Raw genomic sequence first — 18697 nt, forward strand, 5'->3', positions numbered from 1 at the left:
TAGTTCCATAAAGGAATAATAAATAAAGATAATATTTCTAAAAAGTAAAAATAAATAGCTTTTGAATTGACATGAGATAGAAAAGAGTTGTTTAAAATGATGAATTTTATGGAAAGGAAAGTTCAAATTAGCATAAAATAAAATCTTCTTTTTGAACTTTTGTGATATTTTTGTTCATTTTATATATGTCAATTATTGAGAAGGGACTGGGTTTTATACAGTTACTTTGTCTTTTTTTCCGAAAAATACGTGATGTAATGCGTGATGTATTGATTTTTAAGGGTTGAGGTGGTAATATATGATATAGTGTAAATAATGTGTAAAAAGTGTTTTGGAAAATTTTTTAAAAACTATAGGGAAATATAAATGTTTTAAGACTCGATATTATTAAATGAAATGCGAGGAAGGTAATTTGAAAAATTTGGGACAGAGAAAATTGATGCTGATGGGGATTGACCTGTTGGTATTGGTGGCAGCCTGTGTTATTTCGTATTTTATGGTTGTGTTCACCGCCCATATTCCGATGACAACGAAAGGTGTATTCTGGAACGCTTCTGTTTTTATAGTATGCAACATGCTTTCACTTGTAGCGTGGGGCACATATAATAAGGTTTGGCGTTATGCTGATATAGTAGATTTAATTTATTGTGTGTTCAGTGTGCTGTCAGGTACGGTTATTTCCGGAGTAATCCTGATTGTAGCACAGCAGTTAGAAACGGTAATGTACCCGATTATTGCCGGCGGCATTTCAGTTTTGGCAGTGATTGGAGCGAGATTTTTATATTTATATTTGGTTGATACGTCGGACGCACGTATGAACAAAGCGTCAAAACAACGCTCTATGATTATAGGCGGAGGACAGGCATGTCAGAGTATTTTAAGAGAAATGATGAGTATACCGGGATGTGCTTATACGCCTGTATGCGTTGTAGATGATGATAAAGAAAAGATAGGAAGAAGTATTCACGGTATCAATGTTTACGGGCCGACAGATGAGATACCAAAGCTTTGTAAAGAGCATAAAATAGAGGCTATTTTTTTCGCTATTCCTTCCTGTGACAAGGAGGAAAGAAAGAGGATTTTGCATTTATGCTCTACAACAGGATGTAAGGTTAAGATACTGCCTTATATTCACAAGCTGATTTTTGAAAAAGAATTGATTTCTCAGGCACAGGATATAAGAATTGAAGACCTTTTGGGAAGAGAACCCACACAGTTTGACAATGTGCAGGTGGAAAATCTTATAAACGACAGTGTTTGCATGGTAACAGGCGGCGGTGGCTCCATAGGTTCAGAGCTGTGCCGTCAGATAGTACAGTATAAGCCTAAAAAGCTTGTGCTTATAGACATATACGAAAATAATGCCTATAGTATTCAGCAGGAGCTTTTGAGAAAATACGGAAACACACTGCCTTTGGAAGTGCGTATTGCTTCTGTACGTGATTATGAAAAAATGGACAGACTGTTTGAGGAGTATCATCCGGATTTGGTATTCCATGCGGCGGCTCATAAGCATGTTCCTCTTATGGAGGACGACCCTGACGAGGCTGTAAAAAACAATATATTCGGTACGTTTAATGTGGCAGGCCTTGCCAATAAATATAATGTAAGGAAATTTGTTTTGGTTTCTACCGATAAGGCGGTAAACCCTACAAATGTTATGGGAGCTACAAAACGCTGCTGTGAGATGATAGTTCAGTACAATGCAGAAATTTCAAAGGGCACTGAATTTGTTGCAGTTAGATTCGGAAATGTTTTAGGCTCAAACGGTTCTGTTATTCCTTTATTTAGAAAGCAGATTGAAGAGGGCGGGCCTGTTACTGTAACTCACCCTGACATTATTCGTTATTTTATGACAATTCCTGAGGCTGTTTCACTTATTTTGCAGGCAGGAGCCATGGCAAAGGGCGGAGAAATTTTCGTGCTTGACATGGGCGAACCGGTTAAAATAACAACCCTTGCAGAAAATCTTATCCGTCTGTACGGAAAAGAGCCTTATAAGGATATAGAAATTAAATTTACCGGCCTTAGACCGGGAGAAAAGCTTTTTGAAGAGCTTTTGATGAATGAAGAAGGATTAAAGTCTACACTTAATCATAAAATTTTTATAGGAAAGCAAATACATGTAGATACGGAAGAATTTGATAAAATGCTTGAAAAACTGCACGATACAGTAGAAAAAGGTGATACCCGTCAGTTGCTTTGCTGTTTGCAGGCATTGGTTCCGACTTTTTCGTGTTCTCGTCTATCTGACTAAAAGATGTAATGAAAGCGGAGCGGATGAAAAGTAATTTGTTTTCGCTTACGCAAAGAAAGGACGTTTAAAAATGCTAATTCCATTTTCACCACCCGATATTACAGAAGCAGAGATTGCAGAGGTTGTCGATACCCTGAAAAGCGGCTGGATTACCACAGGACCAAAGACAAAACAGTTTGAAAAGGAGATTGCTTCCTTTTGTCACACTGAAAAAGCGGTCTGTCTGAACTCAGCTACTGCTTGTTTGGAAGGAGTGTTACATTTTCTAGGCATTGGAGCGGGAGATGAGGTTATTACAAGTGCTTACACCTATACAGCTTCAGCAAGCATTGTGTGTCATGTAGGCGCAAAACTTGTTCTTGTTGATACTGCTCCGGGTTCCTGCGAGATGGACTACGAACAGCTGGCAGAAAAAATTACGGAAAAAACAAAAGCTATTATTCCTGTTGATTTGGCAGGAGTTGTTTGCGACTATGAAAAAATATATGAAATTGTAAATGAGAAAAAAGCAATGTTCCGTCCTGCAAACAAGGTGCAGGAGGCTATGGGACGTATTGTTGTTATTGCCGACGCTTCCCATGCTTTCGGTGCAATGAGAAAGGGCAAAATGTGCGGAGAAATTGCCGACTTTACAGCTTTTTCTTTCCATGCCGTTAAAAACCTCACAACAGCAGAGGGCGGCGCAGTTACATGGAGAGAAATTCCAAACTACAGCTCCGAGGAGATCTATCGTTTCTTTATGCTTTATTCTCTTCACGGACAGACTAAGGATGCTCTTTCAAAGACAAAAGTTGGACAATGGGAGTATGATATCCTTTTGCCTGGATATAAATGTAATATGACAGATATTATGGCGGCTATTGGTTTGGCACAGCTGAGAAGATATCCGTCAATGCTTGAAAGAAGAAAACATATCGTTTCTATGTATAACAAGGCACTTGAAAATATGCCGGTTAGAGTACTTAATCACTATGATGATGACCATCAGTCCAGCGGACATCTGTATTTGGTTTATATGCTTGGCAAGAGTGCAGAGGAAAGAAACCTCATTATTGAAAAGATGGCTGAAAAAGACATTGCAACAAACGTACATTATAAGCCGTTGCCTTTGCTTACAGCTTATAAGAATCTTGGATTTAAGATTGAAGATTATCCAAATGCTTATGATTTGTATAAATGCGAGATTACTTTGCCGCTTCATACAAAATTGACAGACGAACAGGCAGAACGTGTAATAAATACATTTGCAGGCGTGCTCAAGGAGTCGAATAAATGATTATGAAAAAATGGGACAAGCTTCCCGATGTTATGAAAACTGATGAGGTAAAACCGTATTATCTTGCATTGAAGAGGAAAACGGCAAGTCTGATAATCAAAAGAGTGTTTGATATTATAGTTTCTCTTATTCTTTTGATTTTGCTGTCACCGGTGTTTCTTGTAATAAGTATCATGATAAAAACCGACTCAAAGGGGCCGGTCATGTTCAGACAGGTTCGTGTAACCCAGTACGGAAAGACATTCCGTATATTTAAGTTCCGTACAATGGTTACAGATGCGGAAAAGCTTGGCACACAGGTAACAGTTGACAACGACAGCCGTATTACAAAAACAGGAAACCGTCTGCGCAAATGCCGCTTGGATGAAATACCTCAGCTTTTGAATATTTTAAAGGGTGAAATGTCATTTGTAGGAACACGCCCTGAGGTTGAAAAGTACGTAAACTGCTATACTCCGGAAATGATGGCTACATTGCTTTTGCCTGCCGGTGTTACATCAACTGCAAGCATTGCTTACAAGGACGAAGACCGTCTTTTAAAGGACGCTGTTTCCCCGGACGATGTTTATGTTAAGCAAATCCTGCCGGAAAAAATGAAGTATAATCTTGAGTATTTGAAAAATTTCGGATTTTTCTATGATATTCGTGTTATGATTCGAACTGTGACAGCGGTAGCAGAATAAGCACGGTAGGAGATATATGGAGGAAGATCATATGGGAAGAGATGAGAAGTTCCTGCAAACAAAAGAGCCGATTTCCGTTTTAATGTCTGTTTATATAAAAGAAAAGCCCGAATATCTGCGTGAATGTTTTGAAAGTCTTTTGAAACAGACAGTACAGGCAGATGAATGGGTTGTTGTAGAGGACGGACCGCTGACAGATGAGCTGTACAGCGTGCTGGACGAATATGAAAAAAAGTATGAAAACCTTATAAAGAGAGTCCCTCTTTCTGAAAATATAGGTCTTGGACTTGCATTGAAAGAGGGCGTGGTAAATTGCAGCAACGAGATAATTGCCAGAATGGACACAGACGATATCTGTGTCCCCGAGAGATTTGAAAAGCAGCTGAGGGAGTTTCAGCAGGACAAGGATCTTGATATCTGCGGAAGCTATATTATCGAATTTGAAGGGGATGTAACCAATGTTCTGTCGGAAAGAAAGGTTCCCCTTACAAACGAAGAGATTATAGCTTACCAAAAAAGAAGAAGCGCATATAACCATATGACGGTAATGTTTAAAAAGAGTTCCGTGCTTAAAGCCGGAAATTATGAACATGCGCCGCTTATGGAGGACGACATGCTGTGGACACGCATGATACTTTCCGGCGCAAAGGGAAAAAACATTGCAGAGCCTTTGGTGTATGCCCGCACAGGCTTGGCGATGATTGAACGAAGAGGCGGATACGCATATTTTAAAAAGTATAAAGCCAGCAGAAAAAAAGTGTACAAGCTTGGACTTGCCTCTTACGGAGATTATATGTACACATTGGGTGTACAGTTTGTAGTTGCTTTAATGCCGAAAAAAATCAGAAAATGGATATTTATTAAGCTTCTGAGAAAACAACAGGACTGATTAAAAGTCAGTAATTGAAAGAGTTGTTTAAACAATTAAATTTCTGCATTGTTTTTGAAAGGAGTTGATTACTTTGGAACGAACAAGAAATTCCGCAATCAATGCGGTGGCCGCAACTGTTGCGCAGACTATAAATATAGTAATTACATTTGTTTCAAGAAGAATTTTTTTGATGATGCTTGGCGAAACACTGCTGGGTATCAACAGCTTATTTACGCAAATTTTGTCGATGATGTCTTTGGTGGAGCTGGGAATCGGTCCTGCCATTGTTTACAGTCTTTACAAACCTCTTGCAGAAAACGACCGAGAGCAGATCGGCGCAATTATGCGATTGTACAAGAAAATCTACACAATACTGGGATTTGTAATTTTGGGAATCGGATTGTGTCTGACGCCCTTTATTAAAAGCTTTATAACAGGTGATATTTCCAGTGTGGAAAATATCTATCTTATATTCTTCTTGTTTGTTTTGAATTCATCTTTTTCATATTTTAATTCCTACAAACAAAACCTGATTATTGCAGATCAGAAAAAATACATCACGATTATTTATCACTACGGCTTGTATGTGGCTATGAACGTACTGCAAATTGCCGTTTTGGTTGCTACAAAGAACTTTATTCTGTACTTAGTTATTCAGATTATATTTACATTACTGGAAAACGTACTGCTTTCCATAAAAACCAAGAAAATGTATCCGTATCTCAAGGAATACAAGGACTGCAAGATAGATGATGGCATTATGAGGAACATGAAGCGCAATGTTAAAGCTCTTGTTTTTCATAAAGTAGGCGGTGTGTGTGTTTCTTCAACGGACTCATTGATTATTTCCAAGTTTATCGGAATTGTAACGGTTGGTATGTATACAAACTATGTGTATGTAACCAACGCATTTTCAACCCTTATCACACAGCTGTTTTCCTCCATAACCTCAAGTGTGGGAAACTTCAACGCACAGTCCACCCAGGAAGAGTCCTTTGAAGTGTTCAAAAAGGTTTACTATTTCAACTTCCTGCTTATGGGTGTAATTTCCGTGTGCGTGTACTGTCTGATAAGCGACTTTATCGCCGTTGTATTCGGTGAAAACATGCTGTTGAGCCAGCTTGTTGTTACATTGCTGGTTTTGAAATTCTATATGACAGGTATGCGTTCTTCTTTGCTGACATTTAAAGAAGCAATGGGTATTTATCACGAGGACCGTTTCCGCCCGTTGGCTGAGGGACTTGTAAATCTGGTGGTTTCCATTATTTTAGCCCCGCATCTTGAGCTTGTGGGCGTTTTGATAGGCACTATATGCAGCCATCTTTTTGTAAATATGTGGATTGAACCTTTGGTATTGTACCGAAACGGTTTCGGAAGAAAAACCGCCAGCTATTTCATTTCCTACACTGTTTATCTTTTGAGCCTTGTGGGCGTATGCGCAGTGACAATGCTTTTGAGCTCCTGGATAGCAGTTACATCATTCTGGATGCTTATTGTCAAGGCAGTGGTTGTAGGTGTGGTTTCCCTTACGCTGATTATAATTGTTTCCCTTATTTTAAATAAGAAAGAGTTCCTTTATTATTTAGACTTGTTTAAGAAGATTATAAAAAGGAGAGCGTTATGAGTAGGAAAAAGCTTGCCGTTGTGATCAACGATATCACCACAATGGGCGGAGTTCAGAAAATTTGCAGTGTTTTGTGCAGCGAATTTGTCCGCATGTATGATGTTACAATAGTAAGTCTGGGAAAGACAAACGAGTCTTTTTATTATGATTTTCCAAATGATATTAAGGTAATATATACAATAAGAGAAAGTGTTAGAATCCGCCAGCTTTTGGCGGATTCCCGCAAAAACCTTAGAAAGGTTTTGAAAAAGAATAAGTACGACTGTGTATTGTCTTTGGGAGTGATTGCAGGCTTTATAACATCACTTGCCAACATCGGAATAGGCAGATACCATGTGTTTGCAGACCATGGCGCCCTTTGCAACCAGCTTGACGATAAAAAGGCGACTTTTTTCAGAAAGGTTACCGCAAAATGCGCCGACCGCATAGTATCTCTTACAAAAACCACAGAGAACGACTATCACAAGATTTTCAAGACCCCTAAAGAAAAGCTTTTAACCATACCAAACCCTATAGAGGATAGTTTCCTTAATAGGGATATCCCGTACAATTCCCAAAACGGAACGGTGCTTTCCGTAACACGTTTTTCGGAGGAAAAGGGAATTGATTTGCTTTTAAAGATAGCAAAAAAGGCTGTGTCCATTGAACCTGACCTTAAATGGAAGGTTTACGGGGACGGGCCGGAATTTGATTTTTACAAAGAACAGATAGAAAAAGAAAATTTAGATAAAAATATTTTGCTTATGGGTTCAGCTACGGACTTGCAGCCTGTTTATGAGGACGCAGCGGTTTTTGCTCTCACCTCATACCGTGAGGGATTGCCTGTAGTTTTGCTGGAGTCATTGGCAAAATGTCTGCCTATGATTAGCTTCGATGTAAAAACAGGGGCTAACGAGATAATTGCAAACGGTGAAAACGGTTTGCTTGTCCCCTGCTATGACACCGAGCTTTTTGCCGTTAAAATGGTGGATTTACTGAGAGATTCAAAGCGTTTGGAAGAGATGTCCTTAAATTGCAGGGAATATCAGTCAAAATTTTTGCTTTGCCATGTTGTAGAAATGTGGGACGATGTAATCAGCAGAGGTGGAAAATGAAAATCAGTATTGTAATGCCGGTTTATAACGTCAGCGAATATCTGCCTAAAGCCATCGACTCAGTTTTAAAGCAGACCTTTAAGGACTTTGAACTGCTGTTGATTGATGACGGCTCTAAAGACGATTCAGGCAAAATATGCGATGAATACGCAAAAAAAGATTCAAGAATAACCGTATTCCACAAGGAAAACGGCGGACTTAGTTCCGCAAGAAACTACGGTATAGAACACGCAAAGGCGGAGTTTATAGGATTTATAGACAGCGATGACTTTATCAGCGAAAATATGTATGAGCGACTTTATGAAGCGATTACTTCAAATTCAGCCGATATGTCAATGTGCAGAGTGCTGGACTGTTACGGCGGGGTTATTCCAAAGTTTGAACTTTCCGACAAGGTGGAGGTTTACACAAGGGAAGAGGCAATGAAGGAAATTTTGATTGCCGAAAAAGCCAGCGTATGGGCTGTAAATAAGCTCTATAAAAAGAGCCTGTTTGATAATGTGCGCTATCCTGTGGGAAAAATAACAGAGGATGGATTTGTTATTTTGGACCTGCTTTCACAGTGCAGCCGTGTTGTCCTTGTAAATGATGCGGTTTATTATTATATTCACAGGGAAAACAGTATCACCACCACAAAATTCAGCGCTAAAAACTATAACACCATAGAAGCTTGGGAGAGAAACTATGAGATTGTAAAGGAAAACTTCCCTTCCGTTGAATACGAAGCTAAAATGCGTGTTATCTGGGCGTATTTTAATGTTCTTGATAAGATGATTGATTTGAGCGATCCGGAGGATATTAAAAAGCGCCGTGAGATTATAAAATATATACGCAGTAATTTTTCTTTTATTATGAAATGTCCGTATTTCCATAAAAGCAGAAAGCTTTCAGCTGTGGTTCTTATGGTCAGCGGCGGACTTTACAGAAAGCTTATTGCTTTTAAATAAGAAGTAAACCGATAGAGAAATGAGGTTAAATATGGGTCAGGAAGTAAATCAGGAGCTTAAACAGTTACAGGAACAGCTTGCTGATGTATTGGAACAGATGATTGCTGTATGCAAACGCCATAATATAGATTACTACATGGCATGGGGCAGCTGTCTTGGCGCAGTTCGTCACAATAATTTTATTCCCTGGGACGACGATATAGATGTTTACATCCCTTATTCACAGCTTGATAAGTTTAAAGAATACTGTTTAAAGGAGCTGCCAAAGGATTATTTTTATCAGGATATGGAAACAGACCCCAATTATTTTTTGGTATATCCTAAGGTAAGAAAGACATCCACAACCTCCATGAATAAAAAGGACAGCGACATTCCTATGAACTGGGGAATAGGAATTGATATTTTCCCTCTCTTTGATGCACAGCTGCCTGAAAAAACAGAAAAAATCCAGAAAAGAGTTACCCTTTTAAGAAGAATGGGATATTTGCCCTACTATGCAATAAAAAAAGAGGGCATCTATCAAAAGGTGATGGCTGTTTTCTATGGTATAGCAGGAAGAAAGAGAAAAAACCGCTGGTGCAAAAAGCTTTTGGACAGCTTTCAGACCACAGGCGATTATTATATGGATATGGAGGGGGACAAGGTTATGTTTCATCCCAAGGAGTGGTTTACTCCAGGATGTGAAAAGCCTTTCGGTTCTCTTACCGTAAAAGTTATGAATGGTTATGACGGATATTTGACGAATGTATACGGCAGTGATTATATGGTTGTGCCGAAAAAAGGCTCTGCCGCTTACTATTCACACGATGGCGTCATTATTGACTGTGAGAAATCATACAAAAATTATTTGACACAGAAGGAATGATTTATTTGAAGAAAATCTCTTTATTGTTAGCTTTTACAATGATTTTATTCTGTTTCACGGGCTGTCAGAGCCAGGAAAACACATCCTTAAAACGTGAAAGACAAAAGCCAAAAGCCGCAAGCGTTGCTTTTTCTTCCGCTATTGAGGAAACAGAGGACGGAGTAAACGTTGTATATCTCGGTGTTGGTGTTGATAAGGACGGTAAGATTACCTATCTTTCAATCAACCGCAATGAATTTAAGGGCGATGATACAAATGTCATGTCCGTAAAGGAACAGGGCGAGTCCTATGGCTTGTGCTATGAGGGTTACAAGGGCGACTGGAGAGACCAGATGGAGGCCTTTGAGGATTACGCAATAGGAAAGTCCATGACAATAGACCAGCTTCTTGAAACAGAACTGGATGAAAACGGTGTTCCGGTTGAGGACAGCGACCTGTTTGCTGCGTGTGAGATTGACCTGCACCTTGCAATGGAAGCACTTGAAAGTGCAAAGGATAAAATGCATAAGATGGACACATACAGCCCTGTAATTTCTCAGTATGTATACCGTACAGAGGACGGCTTCGAGCTGAGCATTATGCTGAATACCAAGGACCAGTATGAGAAAATAAAATATGTTGAAATAGAGCAGTACGATATAATCGGACATGAAGCTATAAGAAAAAATGAGGAAGAGATTGAAAAGCTTGAAGATGGAATTCTGGGACTTACAAACTATGAGGTCTGCCATCTTGAAACCTATGATGCAGGCGATGGAATACACAACTCACTTCCTATGGAAAACAGCTTCTTGGGAGATATTTCAATAAATATAGGCTTCTTAAAAGAGATGTATAGAAAAATATAGGTGGATAACATATGGACAAACTGAATTTAAAAAAATATTTTTCAAAGTCCGGTGTGATATTCTCAGCTGTATATCTGATACTTTTAGGCGCATATTGGTATTTTTCAACTACAGATTTATATAATGTATTGCTTTGCAATTTGCTTTTAATTTTTGCGTGCAATATAGTTTACGGAGCAGTAAATTACAAAAAGAGAGTAATGTTCCTCTTATTTAATGTAATGATTTTTATGTTTCTGCTTTCAAGACCCACTATTTACATGCTAAGACAATCTGCATGGTACAGCATATTCGGGACTACCACAAACATAACAGCCTTAAACTGTATTTTGTTCAGTATGGTTGCATTGCTTTTGGGAACTGTAGCTGCCGAAAAATTATTTCCACGTTTACGCCGAAAAGAGAAAAAAGCAAGAAAGAAGCTTCCTAAGATAGACTTAAAGGTTATGGGTATTATAACCTTTGTGGTTATGGTTGGCTGTTTGCTCTGTTTTGGTATAAAAGAGCTGGACGCCCTGCTGTTTATGAGAGGAAAAGCCTACGAGGCGTATTATTCCGAATATCAGCCGAGAGTTCCTTATATAATCAATCTGGTTGCCGGATTTTACGATTTCAGCGTGTTTGCATTTTTGGCTACAAAGCCAAACAAGAAGATAAGCTATGTGGTTTTGGGAGCATATGTGCTGTCCGGTATTCCGATGCTTATTATCGGACTTAGAAATCCGTTTATGCTGAAAGCAGTTTTTGCCTTTGTGTACTTTGTAATACGCAACAGAGAGCGTCTGCCAAAGGGCAAAAAGTGGATTGGAAAGATTGAAAAAGCTATGATAATAATCGCCATTCCTGTGGTTATTTTGGGAATGGGTGTTATGAATTACCTGCGTTCCGGAGAGGCTGTTGACTTAAACCCCTCAGAAATTGCAGTAGACTTTTTGTTTAAGCAGGGTACAACCTACGACACTGTGCTTCAGGGAATAGCCTATGAGGACTGGATTCCCGGTGAGCCGAGATACTTTTCTTTCGGCCCTCTTTACGATAATTATGTATACGGTAAACTGGGCAACATTGTTTTGGGAACAGACCCGGACTATATCGGTTCAGGCAACTGCTTTAGAAGTGCATACAACAGTCACAGCTTTGCACACGCCATATCCTATGTGGTTCAGGGAAGCAGTTACCTTGCCGGAGAAGGAAGAGGAACATCCTATGTGGTGGAAAATTATGTGGACTTCGGATATTTCGGAGTGTTTATAATAAGTTTCCTATTAGGTATGTTTATAGCCTTCCTATGGAATTTATTCGGGCGTTTTTGGCTTTTGAATACCGTCATACTTGGAGTTTTTGCAAGCCTACCTCTAATGCCCAGAGAAACAACGCTGTACGCCTTTATGGACGTGCTGGATTACCATTTCTTTGTGTTTATAATCGGCATTGTGGTGTTGTACGGCGCAGTTATGCTTTTAAAAAAGAAATTAAAAAAACAGACGGACTGAAAATCATAAATAACGAATAGGGTATTAAATAAAAAAGCAGAAGCCTTGCGGTTTACCGGCAGGGCTTTTACAGGAGGAGAACTGAAATGGGCGAGATTTCTTTACGTGAGCTTCAAAACAAAAGCCTTGAAATCGCTTTGTATTTTAAGGATTTTTGCAACGAGCACGGTCTTTTGTTTTACATGTGCGGAGGATGCTGTATAGGTTCCCTGCGCCATAAGGGTTTTATTCCGTGGGACGACGACGTGGATGTTTTCATGCCGAGAGATGATTATGAAAAGCTCAAGGAGCTTTGGCCCAAATACGCAAATACGGAAAAATATGCCTGCGTTTATGCGGACAAAAACCGTGTTGACGGAAACCTGTTTGTAACAATCCGTGACAATGAAACCACAGCCATTAAGCCCTATCAGGTGGACATGGATATAAGCCACGGAGTTGCGCTGGATGTGCTTCCCCTTGACGGATGGCCTGACGGAAAAATGAAAAGAAAAATGCAGGTGTTCTGGGCTCTTGTTTATTCTCTTTACTGCGCACAGACAGTGCCTGTAAATCACGGAAAGGCTGTTTCGGTTGCAGGTAAAATTGCTTTGACGCTTGTGCCTTCCAAAAAGCTGCGCTACAAGCTTTGGAAGCTTGCGGAACGCAAAATGACAAAATACCCTATAAAGGAATGTAATTACATTACAGAGCTTTGTTCAGGCCCTTATTACATGAAAAAACAATATCCCCGTGAAGCTTTTGACAAGGCAATTTGGGTTGACTTTGAGAATGTGAAAATGCCTATTCCTCAGGGCTACGACGTGTACCTGAGAACCGCTTTCGGCGATTACATGAAATTGCCTCCAAAGGAAAAGCAGAAGCCTCACCACGATGCGATTTTTATTGATTTGAATAACTCCTATAAAAAATATAAAGGTGTTTACTATTTAAAGAGAAAGGATGGATAATATATGATATTCGGAGCAATACTTGCCGGCGGCGTTGGAAGCCGTATGAAAATTGCCGACAGACCAAAGCAGTTTTTGCCTTTGGGTGAAAAACCTATTCTCATTCACACACTTGAAAAATTCCTGCTGTGCAGCCGTTTTGAGAAGATTTATATAGGCGTTCATGAAAAATGGGTGCTGTACGCTAAGGACCTTATAAAGAAATATATTTCCGAGCCTGAGCGAGTTGAGATTGTTGAGGGCGGAAAAGACAGAAACCTGACAATCATGAGCATTATAGACGGAATTGAAAGAGATTACGGAGCAAGCGACGACCATATCATCGTTACCCACGATTCAGTTCGTCCGTTTGTAAGTATCCGTATTATTGAAGAAAATATAGATGCTGCGCTGAAGTACGGTGCATGCGATACGGTTATTCCTGCAACAGATACTATTGTTCGTTCTGATGACGGAAAGTTTATCACAGAAATTCCTGAACGCAGACTTATGTATCAGGGACAGACTCCGCAGAGCTTTAATATGTCCCTGCTTAAAAACACATATAACTCCCTTTCCGATGAGCAAAAGGCAATTTTGACGGATGCCTGCAAGATTTTGGTTGTTGCAAATATTCCTGTAAGCCTTGTTCAGGGAGATGTTGCAAATATGAAGATTACTGCCATAGAGGATTACCGTGTTGCCGAAGCAATGGCAGGAGGGGAAAAGCGTGATTAATTCTATTTATCAGCTTGTAAGTCCTCACGTATTTTCAGTAAAATACCAGCAGATTGCCACAGAGGAACAAAAGGTTATAGTTCGTCCCGAGTATATGGCAATATGCCACGCCGACCAGAGATATTACAGAGGACTTAGAAATGCCCGTGACTTGGCAAAGAAGCTCCCCATGGCTTTGATACACGAGTGCGCCGGCGTTGTAATAAAGGACAACAGCAACACTTTTAACGTGGGACAGAGGGTTGTTTTAATCCCAAATGTTCCCGGAGATTCCATAAAGGGAATTTATGAAAACTATGCGCCAAACAGCGGATTTTTGTCCAGCGGAAAAGACGGCTTTATGCGTGAGCTTGTGGCAATAGATCCCGACAGAGTTGTGGCATACGATAAAATTTCACCTACAACAGCCGCCATTACGGAATTTATAAGTGTGGCTATGCACGCTGTTGCACGTTTTGAAGCTTTGGCACATGAGTACAGAGATGATATAGTTGTATTTGGCGACGGAAGCCTGGCATTTGTGGTTTCTTTGGTTTTGAAAAACGCATTTCCAAAGTCAAAGATTACAGTTGTGGGTATGACTCCTAAAAAGCTTGATTTGTTCGGTTTTGTTGACAACACCTACCTTGCAAACGAGCTTCCGGAAAATTACCGCTGTGACCATGCCTTTGAGTGCTGCGGAGGAGAGGGCAGTCAGTCCGCTATCTCCGATATAATCGCCCATATCCGTCCTCAGGGTTCAATTATCCTTATGGGAGTAAGCGAAAATCCGGTTCCTATTTTTACCAGAATGGTGCTTGAAAAGGGACTTACCATTGTTGGCAGCAGCCGCTCCGGTAGAGTGGATTTTGAAAAGGCTATAGCCATGATGTCTGACAAGGACATACAGACAAGACTTTCTTCCATTATTCAGGAGGACGAGGCTGTATGCACCATTAAAGACATACACAGAGTTTTTGAAACAGATTTGACAACACCTTTTAAAACAGTGTTTAAATGGAATATATAAAATAAAGCCGCTGTGAGTTAAATTCTCACAGCGGCTTTAATATTGGGTTTATATGAATTTATTAAGCAGCTTTTCCGTCGTTTGCCTCAGCCTCAAAGAAAGCCTTGCTGTTTGCAGGTTTTTTTGAAAGAAGTGTTCCGATAACACAGAAGATAAGTGAAGCAATCATTGCGGCTATTCCGCAGGCGGCTGACATTCCTGAGTCAAGACCTACAGCCTTTGAAATTATGGTCAAAACTATTGCCACAATCAAACCGCCTATCATGCCGCACCATGCGCCTGTTTTGTTCATTCTCTTCCAGTAAAGTCCCAGTATGTACGGTGCAAGGAATGAACCTGAAATACAGCCCCATGAGAATGACATAAGCAAAAGTATGGGCGACTGCTGTACAGCTATCAGATAAGAGAAGAAAATAAATACAAGGCAAAGAACTCGTGTAAGCACAAGGGCTTTTTCTCTACTCATTTTTGGGAAAATAACAGATGAGATAATGTCCATGGTTATTGAAGAGCAGGAGGTGAGTGTAATTCCCGAAAGTGTGGAAACAGATGCGGAAAGCACCAAAATAAGCACGATACCCAGCAAAACTGTTGGAAGTGACTGAACCAAAATCTGAGGAACAATCAAGTCGTGATTTCCTGAGGGAACTTCCTCGAAGAAAAGTCTTGAAAGAGAGCCAACGAAGTATGCGCCCACTGAAATTACAAGACAGAATGCTGTTGAAACGATGGTTCCTGTTTTAATGGACTTTTTGTCTGCAATACCGTAGAATTTGTGAACCATCTGAGGCATTCCCCATGTGCCGAAACTTGTAAGCATAATAAGACCGATAAGTCCAATCCAGAAGCTCGGCGTTGTGGCGTCCATTCCCGCCTCGTCCATTTTTTCAAGGAGATTTGGAATACCCTCTGTTATTCCCCCCACCTGCTGAGAATTCATTATAAAGAAAATCATGGCGACAATTCCGCCTACCATAACTATGCCCTGGACAAAATCGGCGGTGAGGGAAGCAAGGTATCCTCCCAAAACCAGGTATACTGCGGCGACTATGGCGATAACAGCCATTGCGGTCTGATAGTTTATGCCCAGCACGTTTTCGCACAGGTAACTGAGTCCCGAGTAAACGGAGGCAGAGTATGGGGTCATAAATATGAATATGATAACAGCGGCGTAAACCTTCATAGCTTTGCTGTTGTAGCGTTTTTCAAAAAGCTGAGGCATAGTTTTTATTTTCATTCTGCGTGTTACCGAGCGTGTGCGCTCTGCAAGAAGCTTCCACGCCAGCCATGCGCCGAAAATTGCATTGCCAAGTCCTATGAGAACTGCCCAGAGTCCGTAATCCCAACCGGATTTTCCTGCATAACCTATGAAAAGAACAGCGGAAAAATATGTTGTTCCATAAGCGAATGCGGATTTCCAAGGCCCCGCTTCTCTTTTTCCGACAATAAAGGAAGTGAGGTTTTTAACTTTTCGTGCGCTCATTATGCCTATAAAAGCCATAACAGCGATGTAGATACCCAGAATTAACCAGATTACCCAATCCATAAAATCGTCCCCTTTTCTTTTAAGTGTATACTATATCCAGTAGATTTATCGATTAAAAGCTTTAAACCGATAAAGTAATGGTGGTATTTTAGCATTATTTCACCTGTTTGTCAAGGGATAACTGCATATTTTTCATAAAAAACGAGAAAAAGAGAGAAAAACTGTAAATGATATTAAAAGGAACGGGATATAGGTAAAATAAATAAAAGAAAAATACAAAAAAGGCTTGACAATTATAGATAAAAAAGGTATAATATTACACGTACCGATTTTCGGGAGATAAATAGGGGTATAGCTCAGTTGGTAGAGCAGCGGTCTCCAAAACCGCGTGCCGAGGGTTCAAGTCCTTCTGCCCCTGCCAAAATCAAAGCCATTCGCAAAAGCGAGTGGTTTTTTCTTTTTCTATCTATATAAAAAACAAAAGCCGTCCGTTGTTACGAATGGCTTTTTGTAAGATGTAAAATTAAAGAAAAAAGTTTTTATTAGGTGGATGATTGTTTTCTGATTTCTAATATTTCCTTGTTAAATTTTTCTAAAAATTCTTCTGAGTTAATCCAGTCAAAATCAAAGCCCGATAAATCGTATAAAGCCCTTGCGCAGATATACTCGTACATTCCGCTGTTCTCGCTTTTATAAATAATAAGATACAGCGGCTTCATGGCGATATCACCCATACCGATAACTTTTTTATAACGCTCTTTTTCAAATACTCTTGTAAATCCCTCGGTAAACATAATTTCCGGATTTTGCTGTTCTTCTTCTATCACTTCATCACACAGGGCTTGAAGTTCTGCGGCTATTGTTTCTAAGGTTTCGGTGTCGATATTTTGCATTAGTAATTCTTCGTTGACTCCGTTTTCTGTAATTTCAGGCCATTCTGTTGTGGTTTCTGTGTTGACAGATGCAGACGGGTCATTGCTTTCAGAAGAAGATTGAGTGCTTACTGTATTGTCTGTTTCCTGATTACAGCCGGAAAACACCAATAATATGCTTAATAAAAATATAGCCGTTATTTTTTTCATTTTAATATTTCTCCAAAGCTTAGATAAACTGATTTACTCTATATTTTTGCCGTTGCTTTAATTTTAATTACAATGATTTGTTTTGTCAATGAATTAAATTATATTAAAAAATATACTGTAGTTTTGGTTTAGTAGTTAATAGCGTTTCCGTAAACAGACTGTACAAATTATTCTATAAAAGAATAATAAAACAGCCATGATTAAAAATAACCATGGCTGTAACATTATAATTGAAAGCTCAAACCCAACCGAGAGCGAACCATTCTAAGTCGCTTAACAAAAGGTTTCACCCGACCTGTGCAGGACATAAAGATTAGATTAAACCTATGCAGGTCGGAAATAAAAGAATCGCCCGACGTGTGCTGTTCTTAACCTTTAGCTGAAGCCTTGGCACGTCGGATATAAAATAAAGTATCCGCAATTGTGGTTTTTATGTCACGGGGGTGGTAGCCAAGCTCTTTTGTGGCTTTTTCGTGGGAAAATTTGTCGTTGGCGGTGAGTGTGTGCAGGGAGTACTTTGTGTATAAAGGTCTCCTTTTTCTGATTTCTGCGGTTTTTCTCAGGAAAGGCTCTGCCATTTTTGCCATCCACATGGGGAGTACAGGTATTCTTTTGCCGCCGCCTATGGTTTTGGCTAATGCAAGAATGTCCTTAATCTCGTAATGTCTGTTTGAAAGGATGTAACATTCGCCCTGTCTGCCTTTTTCCGCCGCAAGCAGACAGCCTGCCGCAACATCACGGACGTCAACAAAATCATATCCGCCTTTGACACATGCGGGAAGCTTGCCTTTTATATAATCCTTTACAAGCTGTACAAGATGATTGCCTGAATTGTCATAAGGGCCTAAAATTCCGGAGGGATGTACCACAACGGCGTTAAGTCCCTCTTTTGCGGCGTCTAAAACAATCTGGGTTGCTTCGGCTTTTGTCTTTGCGTAGCCGCCGATTACTTCATCCGGTGAAAAATGTGAAATTTCCGTAAGGGTTTCGCTTTTTTCGCCCTCGGGTATGGCATGTACTGAACTTACATATACAAGTCTTTTTACTTTGTATTCTTTGCAGAGGTCTACAATGTTTTTTGTTCCGCCTACGTTTACCTGACGAAGCTTTTCAGATACGTTGTTTTCTATGCTGATAATGCCGGCGGTGTGGATTACGTAAACCTCACTGCCGAATGTGTTTTCAAAAAGGGGACGCAGTGTTTCAGGATTTGTAACGTCACCGAAATAATAGTTGACTCCGGCCAAATATGGATTTTCTCCGGGAAGAATTAAACCTCTGACCTGATTTTTCGTTTTGTCTATAGTTCTGAGAATAGTGTTTCCTAAATGTCCGTTTGCTCCTGTGATAATGTATGTCCTGTTCATAGAAGTCAACTCCTTAACCAAATAATAAACATAGTGTTGATTTAATTCTTCGATTGTATTATAATAGCTTTATTGTAGATTATCAATCATCAGATTTTTCCATGCTGTGAAGATATACGACAGAAAAG

The 18697-nt window shown here is 39.8% G+C and carries 16 protein-coding genes and 1 tRNA gene; 14 read left to right on the forward strand and 3 right to left on the reverse strand.

The window, feature by feature from the left end:
• Positions 1 to 412 precede the first annotated feature (412 nt).
• The 13 genes from CGICJO_RS04155 to CGICJO_RS04215 all read left to right on the forward strand — a co-directional run bounded on the left by CGICJO_RS04155 (position 413) and on the right by CGICJO_RS04215 (position 14634).
• Positions 413 to 2257 carry a polysaccharide biosynthesis protein gene (locus tag CGICJO_RS04155; RefSeq protein ID WP_486499742.1) on the forward strand — a complete coding sequence of 615 codons (1845 nt, stop codon included), beginning with the start codon at positions 413 to 415 and terminating at the stop codon, positions 2255 to 2257.
• A 70-nt stretch (positions 2258 to 2327) separates the two neighbouring features.
• On the forward strand, positions 2328 to 3533 hold the full coding sequence (locus tag CGICJO_RS04160) for a DegT/DnrJ/EryC1/StrS family aminotransferase (RefSeq protein ID WP_486499743.1): 1206 nt from the start codon (positions 2328 to 2330) through the stop codon (positions 3531 to 3533).
• A 2-nt stretch (positions 3534 to 3535) separates the two neighbouring features.
• The gene (locus CGICJO_RS04165; protein ID WP_087376882.1) at positions 3536 to 4216 is read left to right on the forward strand and encodes a sugar transferase; all 681 of its coding nucleotides are present in this window, start codon (positions 3536 to 3538) and stop codon (positions 4214 to 4216) included.
• Positions 4217 to 4247: 31 nt separating this feature from the next.
• Positions 4248 to 5105, forward strand: a complete 858-nt coding sequence (locus CGICJO_RS04170; protein ID WP_087376884.1) for a glycosyltransferase — start codon at positions 4248 to 4250, stop codon at positions 5103 to 5105.
• A gap of 73 nt (positions 5106 to 5178) precedes the next feature.
• On the forward strand, positions 5179 to 6711 hold the full coding sequence (locus CGICJO_RS04175; RefSeq protein WP_486499744.1) for a lipopolysaccharide biosynthesis protein: 1533 nt from the start codon (positions 5179 to 5181) through the stop codon (positions 6709 to 6711).
• The gene (locus CGICJO_RS04180; protein WP_486499745.1) at positions 6708 to 7805 is read left to right on the forward strand and encodes a glycosyltransferase; all 1098 of its coding nucleotides are present in this window, start codon (positions 6708 to 6710) and stop codon (positions 7803 to 7805) included. The genes CGICJO_RS04175 and CGICJO_RS04180 overlap by 4 nt, the downstream gene beginning before the upstream one ends.
• On the forward strand, positions 7802 to 8752 hold the full coding sequence (locus tag CGICJO_RS04185; protein WP_486499746.1) for a glycosyltransferase family 2 protein: 951 nt from the start codon (positions 7802 to 7804) through the stop codon (positions 8750 to 8752). The genes CGICJO_RS04180 and CGICJO_RS04185 overlap by 4 nt, the downstream gene beginning before the upstream one ends.
• 31 nt (positions 8753 to 8783) lie before the next feature.
• Positions 8784 to 9617, forward strand: a complete 834-nt coding sequence (locus CGICJO_RS04190) for a LicD family protein (protein ID WP_158096214.1) — start codon at positions 8784 to 8786, stop codon at positions 9615 to 9617.
• Positions 9614 to 10465 (forward strand): hypothetical protein, encoded by an 852-nt coding sequence (locus tag CGICJO_RS04195; protein WP_486499747.1) that lies wholly within the window; start codon positions 9614 to 9616, stop codon positions 10463 to 10465. Before CGICJO_RS04190 ends, CGICJO_RS04195 begins: the two co-directional genes overlap by 4 nt.
• Positions 10466 to 10476: 11 nt before the next feature.
• A complete protein-coding gene (locus CGICJO_RS04200; protein WP_486499748.1) occupies positions 10477 to 11958 on the forward strand; it encodes an O-antigen polysaccharide polymerase Wzy family protein in 1482 nt (493 codons plus the stop codon).
• A gap of 86 nt (positions 11959 to 12044) precedes the next feature.
• Positions 12045 to 12908: a LicD family protein gene (locus tag CGICJO_RS04205; RefSeq protein WP_486499749.1), complete on the forward strand. Its 864-nt coding sequence runs from the start codon at positions 12045 to 12047 to the stop codon at positions 12906 to 12908.
• Positions 12909 to 12911: 3 nt separating this feature from the next.
• Positions 12912 to 13625: an IspD/TarI family cytidylyltransferase gene (locus CGICJO_RS04210; RefSeq protein ID WP_087376722.1), complete on the forward strand. Its 714-nt coding sequence runs from the start codon at positions 12912 to 12914 to the stop codon at positions 13623 to 13625.
• A complete protein-coding gene (locus CGICJO_RS04215) occupies positions 13618 to 14634 on the forward strand; it encodes an alcohol dehydrogenase catalytic domain-containing protein (RefSeq protein ID WP_486499750.1) in 1017 nt (338 codons plus the stop codon). The genes CGICJO_RS04210 and CGICJO_RS04215 overlap by 8 nt, the downstream gene beginning before the upstream one ends.
• A gap of 61 nt (positions 14635 to 14695) precedes the next feature.
• Here the strand turns inward: CGICJO_RS04215 and CGICJO_RS04220 are convergent, their stop codons facing one another.
• The gene (locus CGICJO_RS04220; RefSeq protein ID WP_486499751.1) at positions 14696 to 16180 is read right to left on the reverse strand and encodes a sodium:solute symporter family protein; all 1485 of its coding nucleotides are present in this window, start codon (positions 16178 to 16180) and stop codon (positions 14696 to 14698) included.
• A gap of 285 nt (positions 16181 to 16465) precedes the next feature.
• Here CGICJO_RS04220 and CGICJO_RS04225 point away from each other — a divergent pair.
• Positions 16466 to 16541, forward strand: a tRNA-Trp gene (locus tag CGICJO_RS04225).
• Between the two features lie 121 nt (positions 16542 to 16662).
• On the opposite strand, the gene CGICJO_RS04230 is transcribed toward CGICJO_RS04225, so the two are convergent.
• Both CGICJO_RS04230 and CGICJO_RS04235 read right to left on the reverse strand, forming a co-directional pair.
• Positions 16663 to 17202, reverse strand: a complete 540-nt coding sequence (locus tag CGICJO_RS04230; RefSeq protein WP_486499752.1) for a hypothetical protein — start codon at positions 17200 to 17202, stop codon at positions 16663 to 16665.
• Positions 17203 to 17570: 368 nt separating this feature from the next.
• A complete protein-coding gene (locus CGICJO_RS04235) occupies positions 17571 to 18569 on the reverse strand; it encodes an NAD-dependent epimerase/dehydratase family protein (protein ID WP_486499753.1) in 999 nt (332 codons plus the stop codon).
• Positions 18570 to 18697: the final 128 nt, after the last annotated feature.

Source organism: Candidatus Limousia pullorum, from assembly GCF_057405065.1.

What these genes read in the sequence shown, in the direction of transcription:
- CGICJO_RS04160 (WP_486499743.1), top strand. Translation starts at nt 2,328, where the DNA reads ATGCTAATTCCATTTTCACCACCCGATATTACAGAAGCAGAGATTGCA.
- CGICJO_RS04165 (WP_087376882.1), top strand. Translation starts at nt 3,536, where the DNA reads ATGAAAAAATGGGACAAGCTTCCCGATGTTATGAAAACTGATGAGGTA.
- CGICJO_RS04170 (WP_087376884.1), top strand. Translation starts at nt 4,248, where the DNA reads ATGGGAAGAGATGAGAAGTTCCTGCAAACAAAAGAGCCGATTTCCGTT.
- CGICJO_RS04180 (WP_486499745.1), top strand. Translation starts at nt 6,708, where the DNA reads ATGAGTAGGAAAAAGCTTGCCGTTGTGATCAACGATATCACCACAATG.
- CGICJO_RS04185 (WP_486499746.1), top strand. Translation starts at nt 7,802, where the DNA reads ATGAAAATCAGTATTGTAATGCCGGTTTATAACGTCAGCGAATATCTG.
- CGICJO_RS04190 (WP_158096214.1), top strand. Translation starts at nt 8,784, where the DNA reads ATGGGTCAGGAAGTAAATCAGGAGCTTAAACAGTTACAGGAACAGCTT.
- CGICJO_RS04195 (WP_486499747.1), top strand. Translation starts at nt 9,614, where the DNA reads ATGATTTATTTGAAGAAAATCTCTTTATTGTTAGCTTTTACAATGATT.
- CGICJO_RS04200 (WP_486499748.1), top strand. Translation starts at nt 10,477, where the DNA reads ATGGACAAACTGAATTTAAAAAAATATTTTTCAAAGTCCGGTGTGATA.
- CGICJO_RS04205 (WP_486499749.1), top strand. Translation starts at nt 12,045, where the DNA reads ATGGGCGAGATTTCTTTACGTGAGCTTCAAAACAAAAGCCTTGAAATC.
- CGICJO_RS04210 (WP_087376722.1), top strand. Translation starts at nt 12,912, where the DNA reads ATGATATTCGGAGCAATACTTGCCGGCGGCGTTGGAAGCCGTATGAAA.
- CGICJO_RS04220 (WP_486499751.1), bottom strand. Translation starts at nt 16,180, where the DNA reads ATGGATTGGGTAATCTGGTTAATTCTGGGTATCTACATCGCTGTTATG.
- CGICJO_RS04230 (WP_486499752.1), bottom strand. Translation starts at nt 17,202, where the DNA reads ATGAAAAAAATAACGGCTATATTTTTATTAAGCATATTATTGGTGTTT.
- CGICJO_RS04235 (WP_486499753.1), bottom strand. Translation starts at nt 18,569, where the DNA reads ATGAACAGGACATACATTATCACAGGAGCAAACGGACATTTAGGAAAC.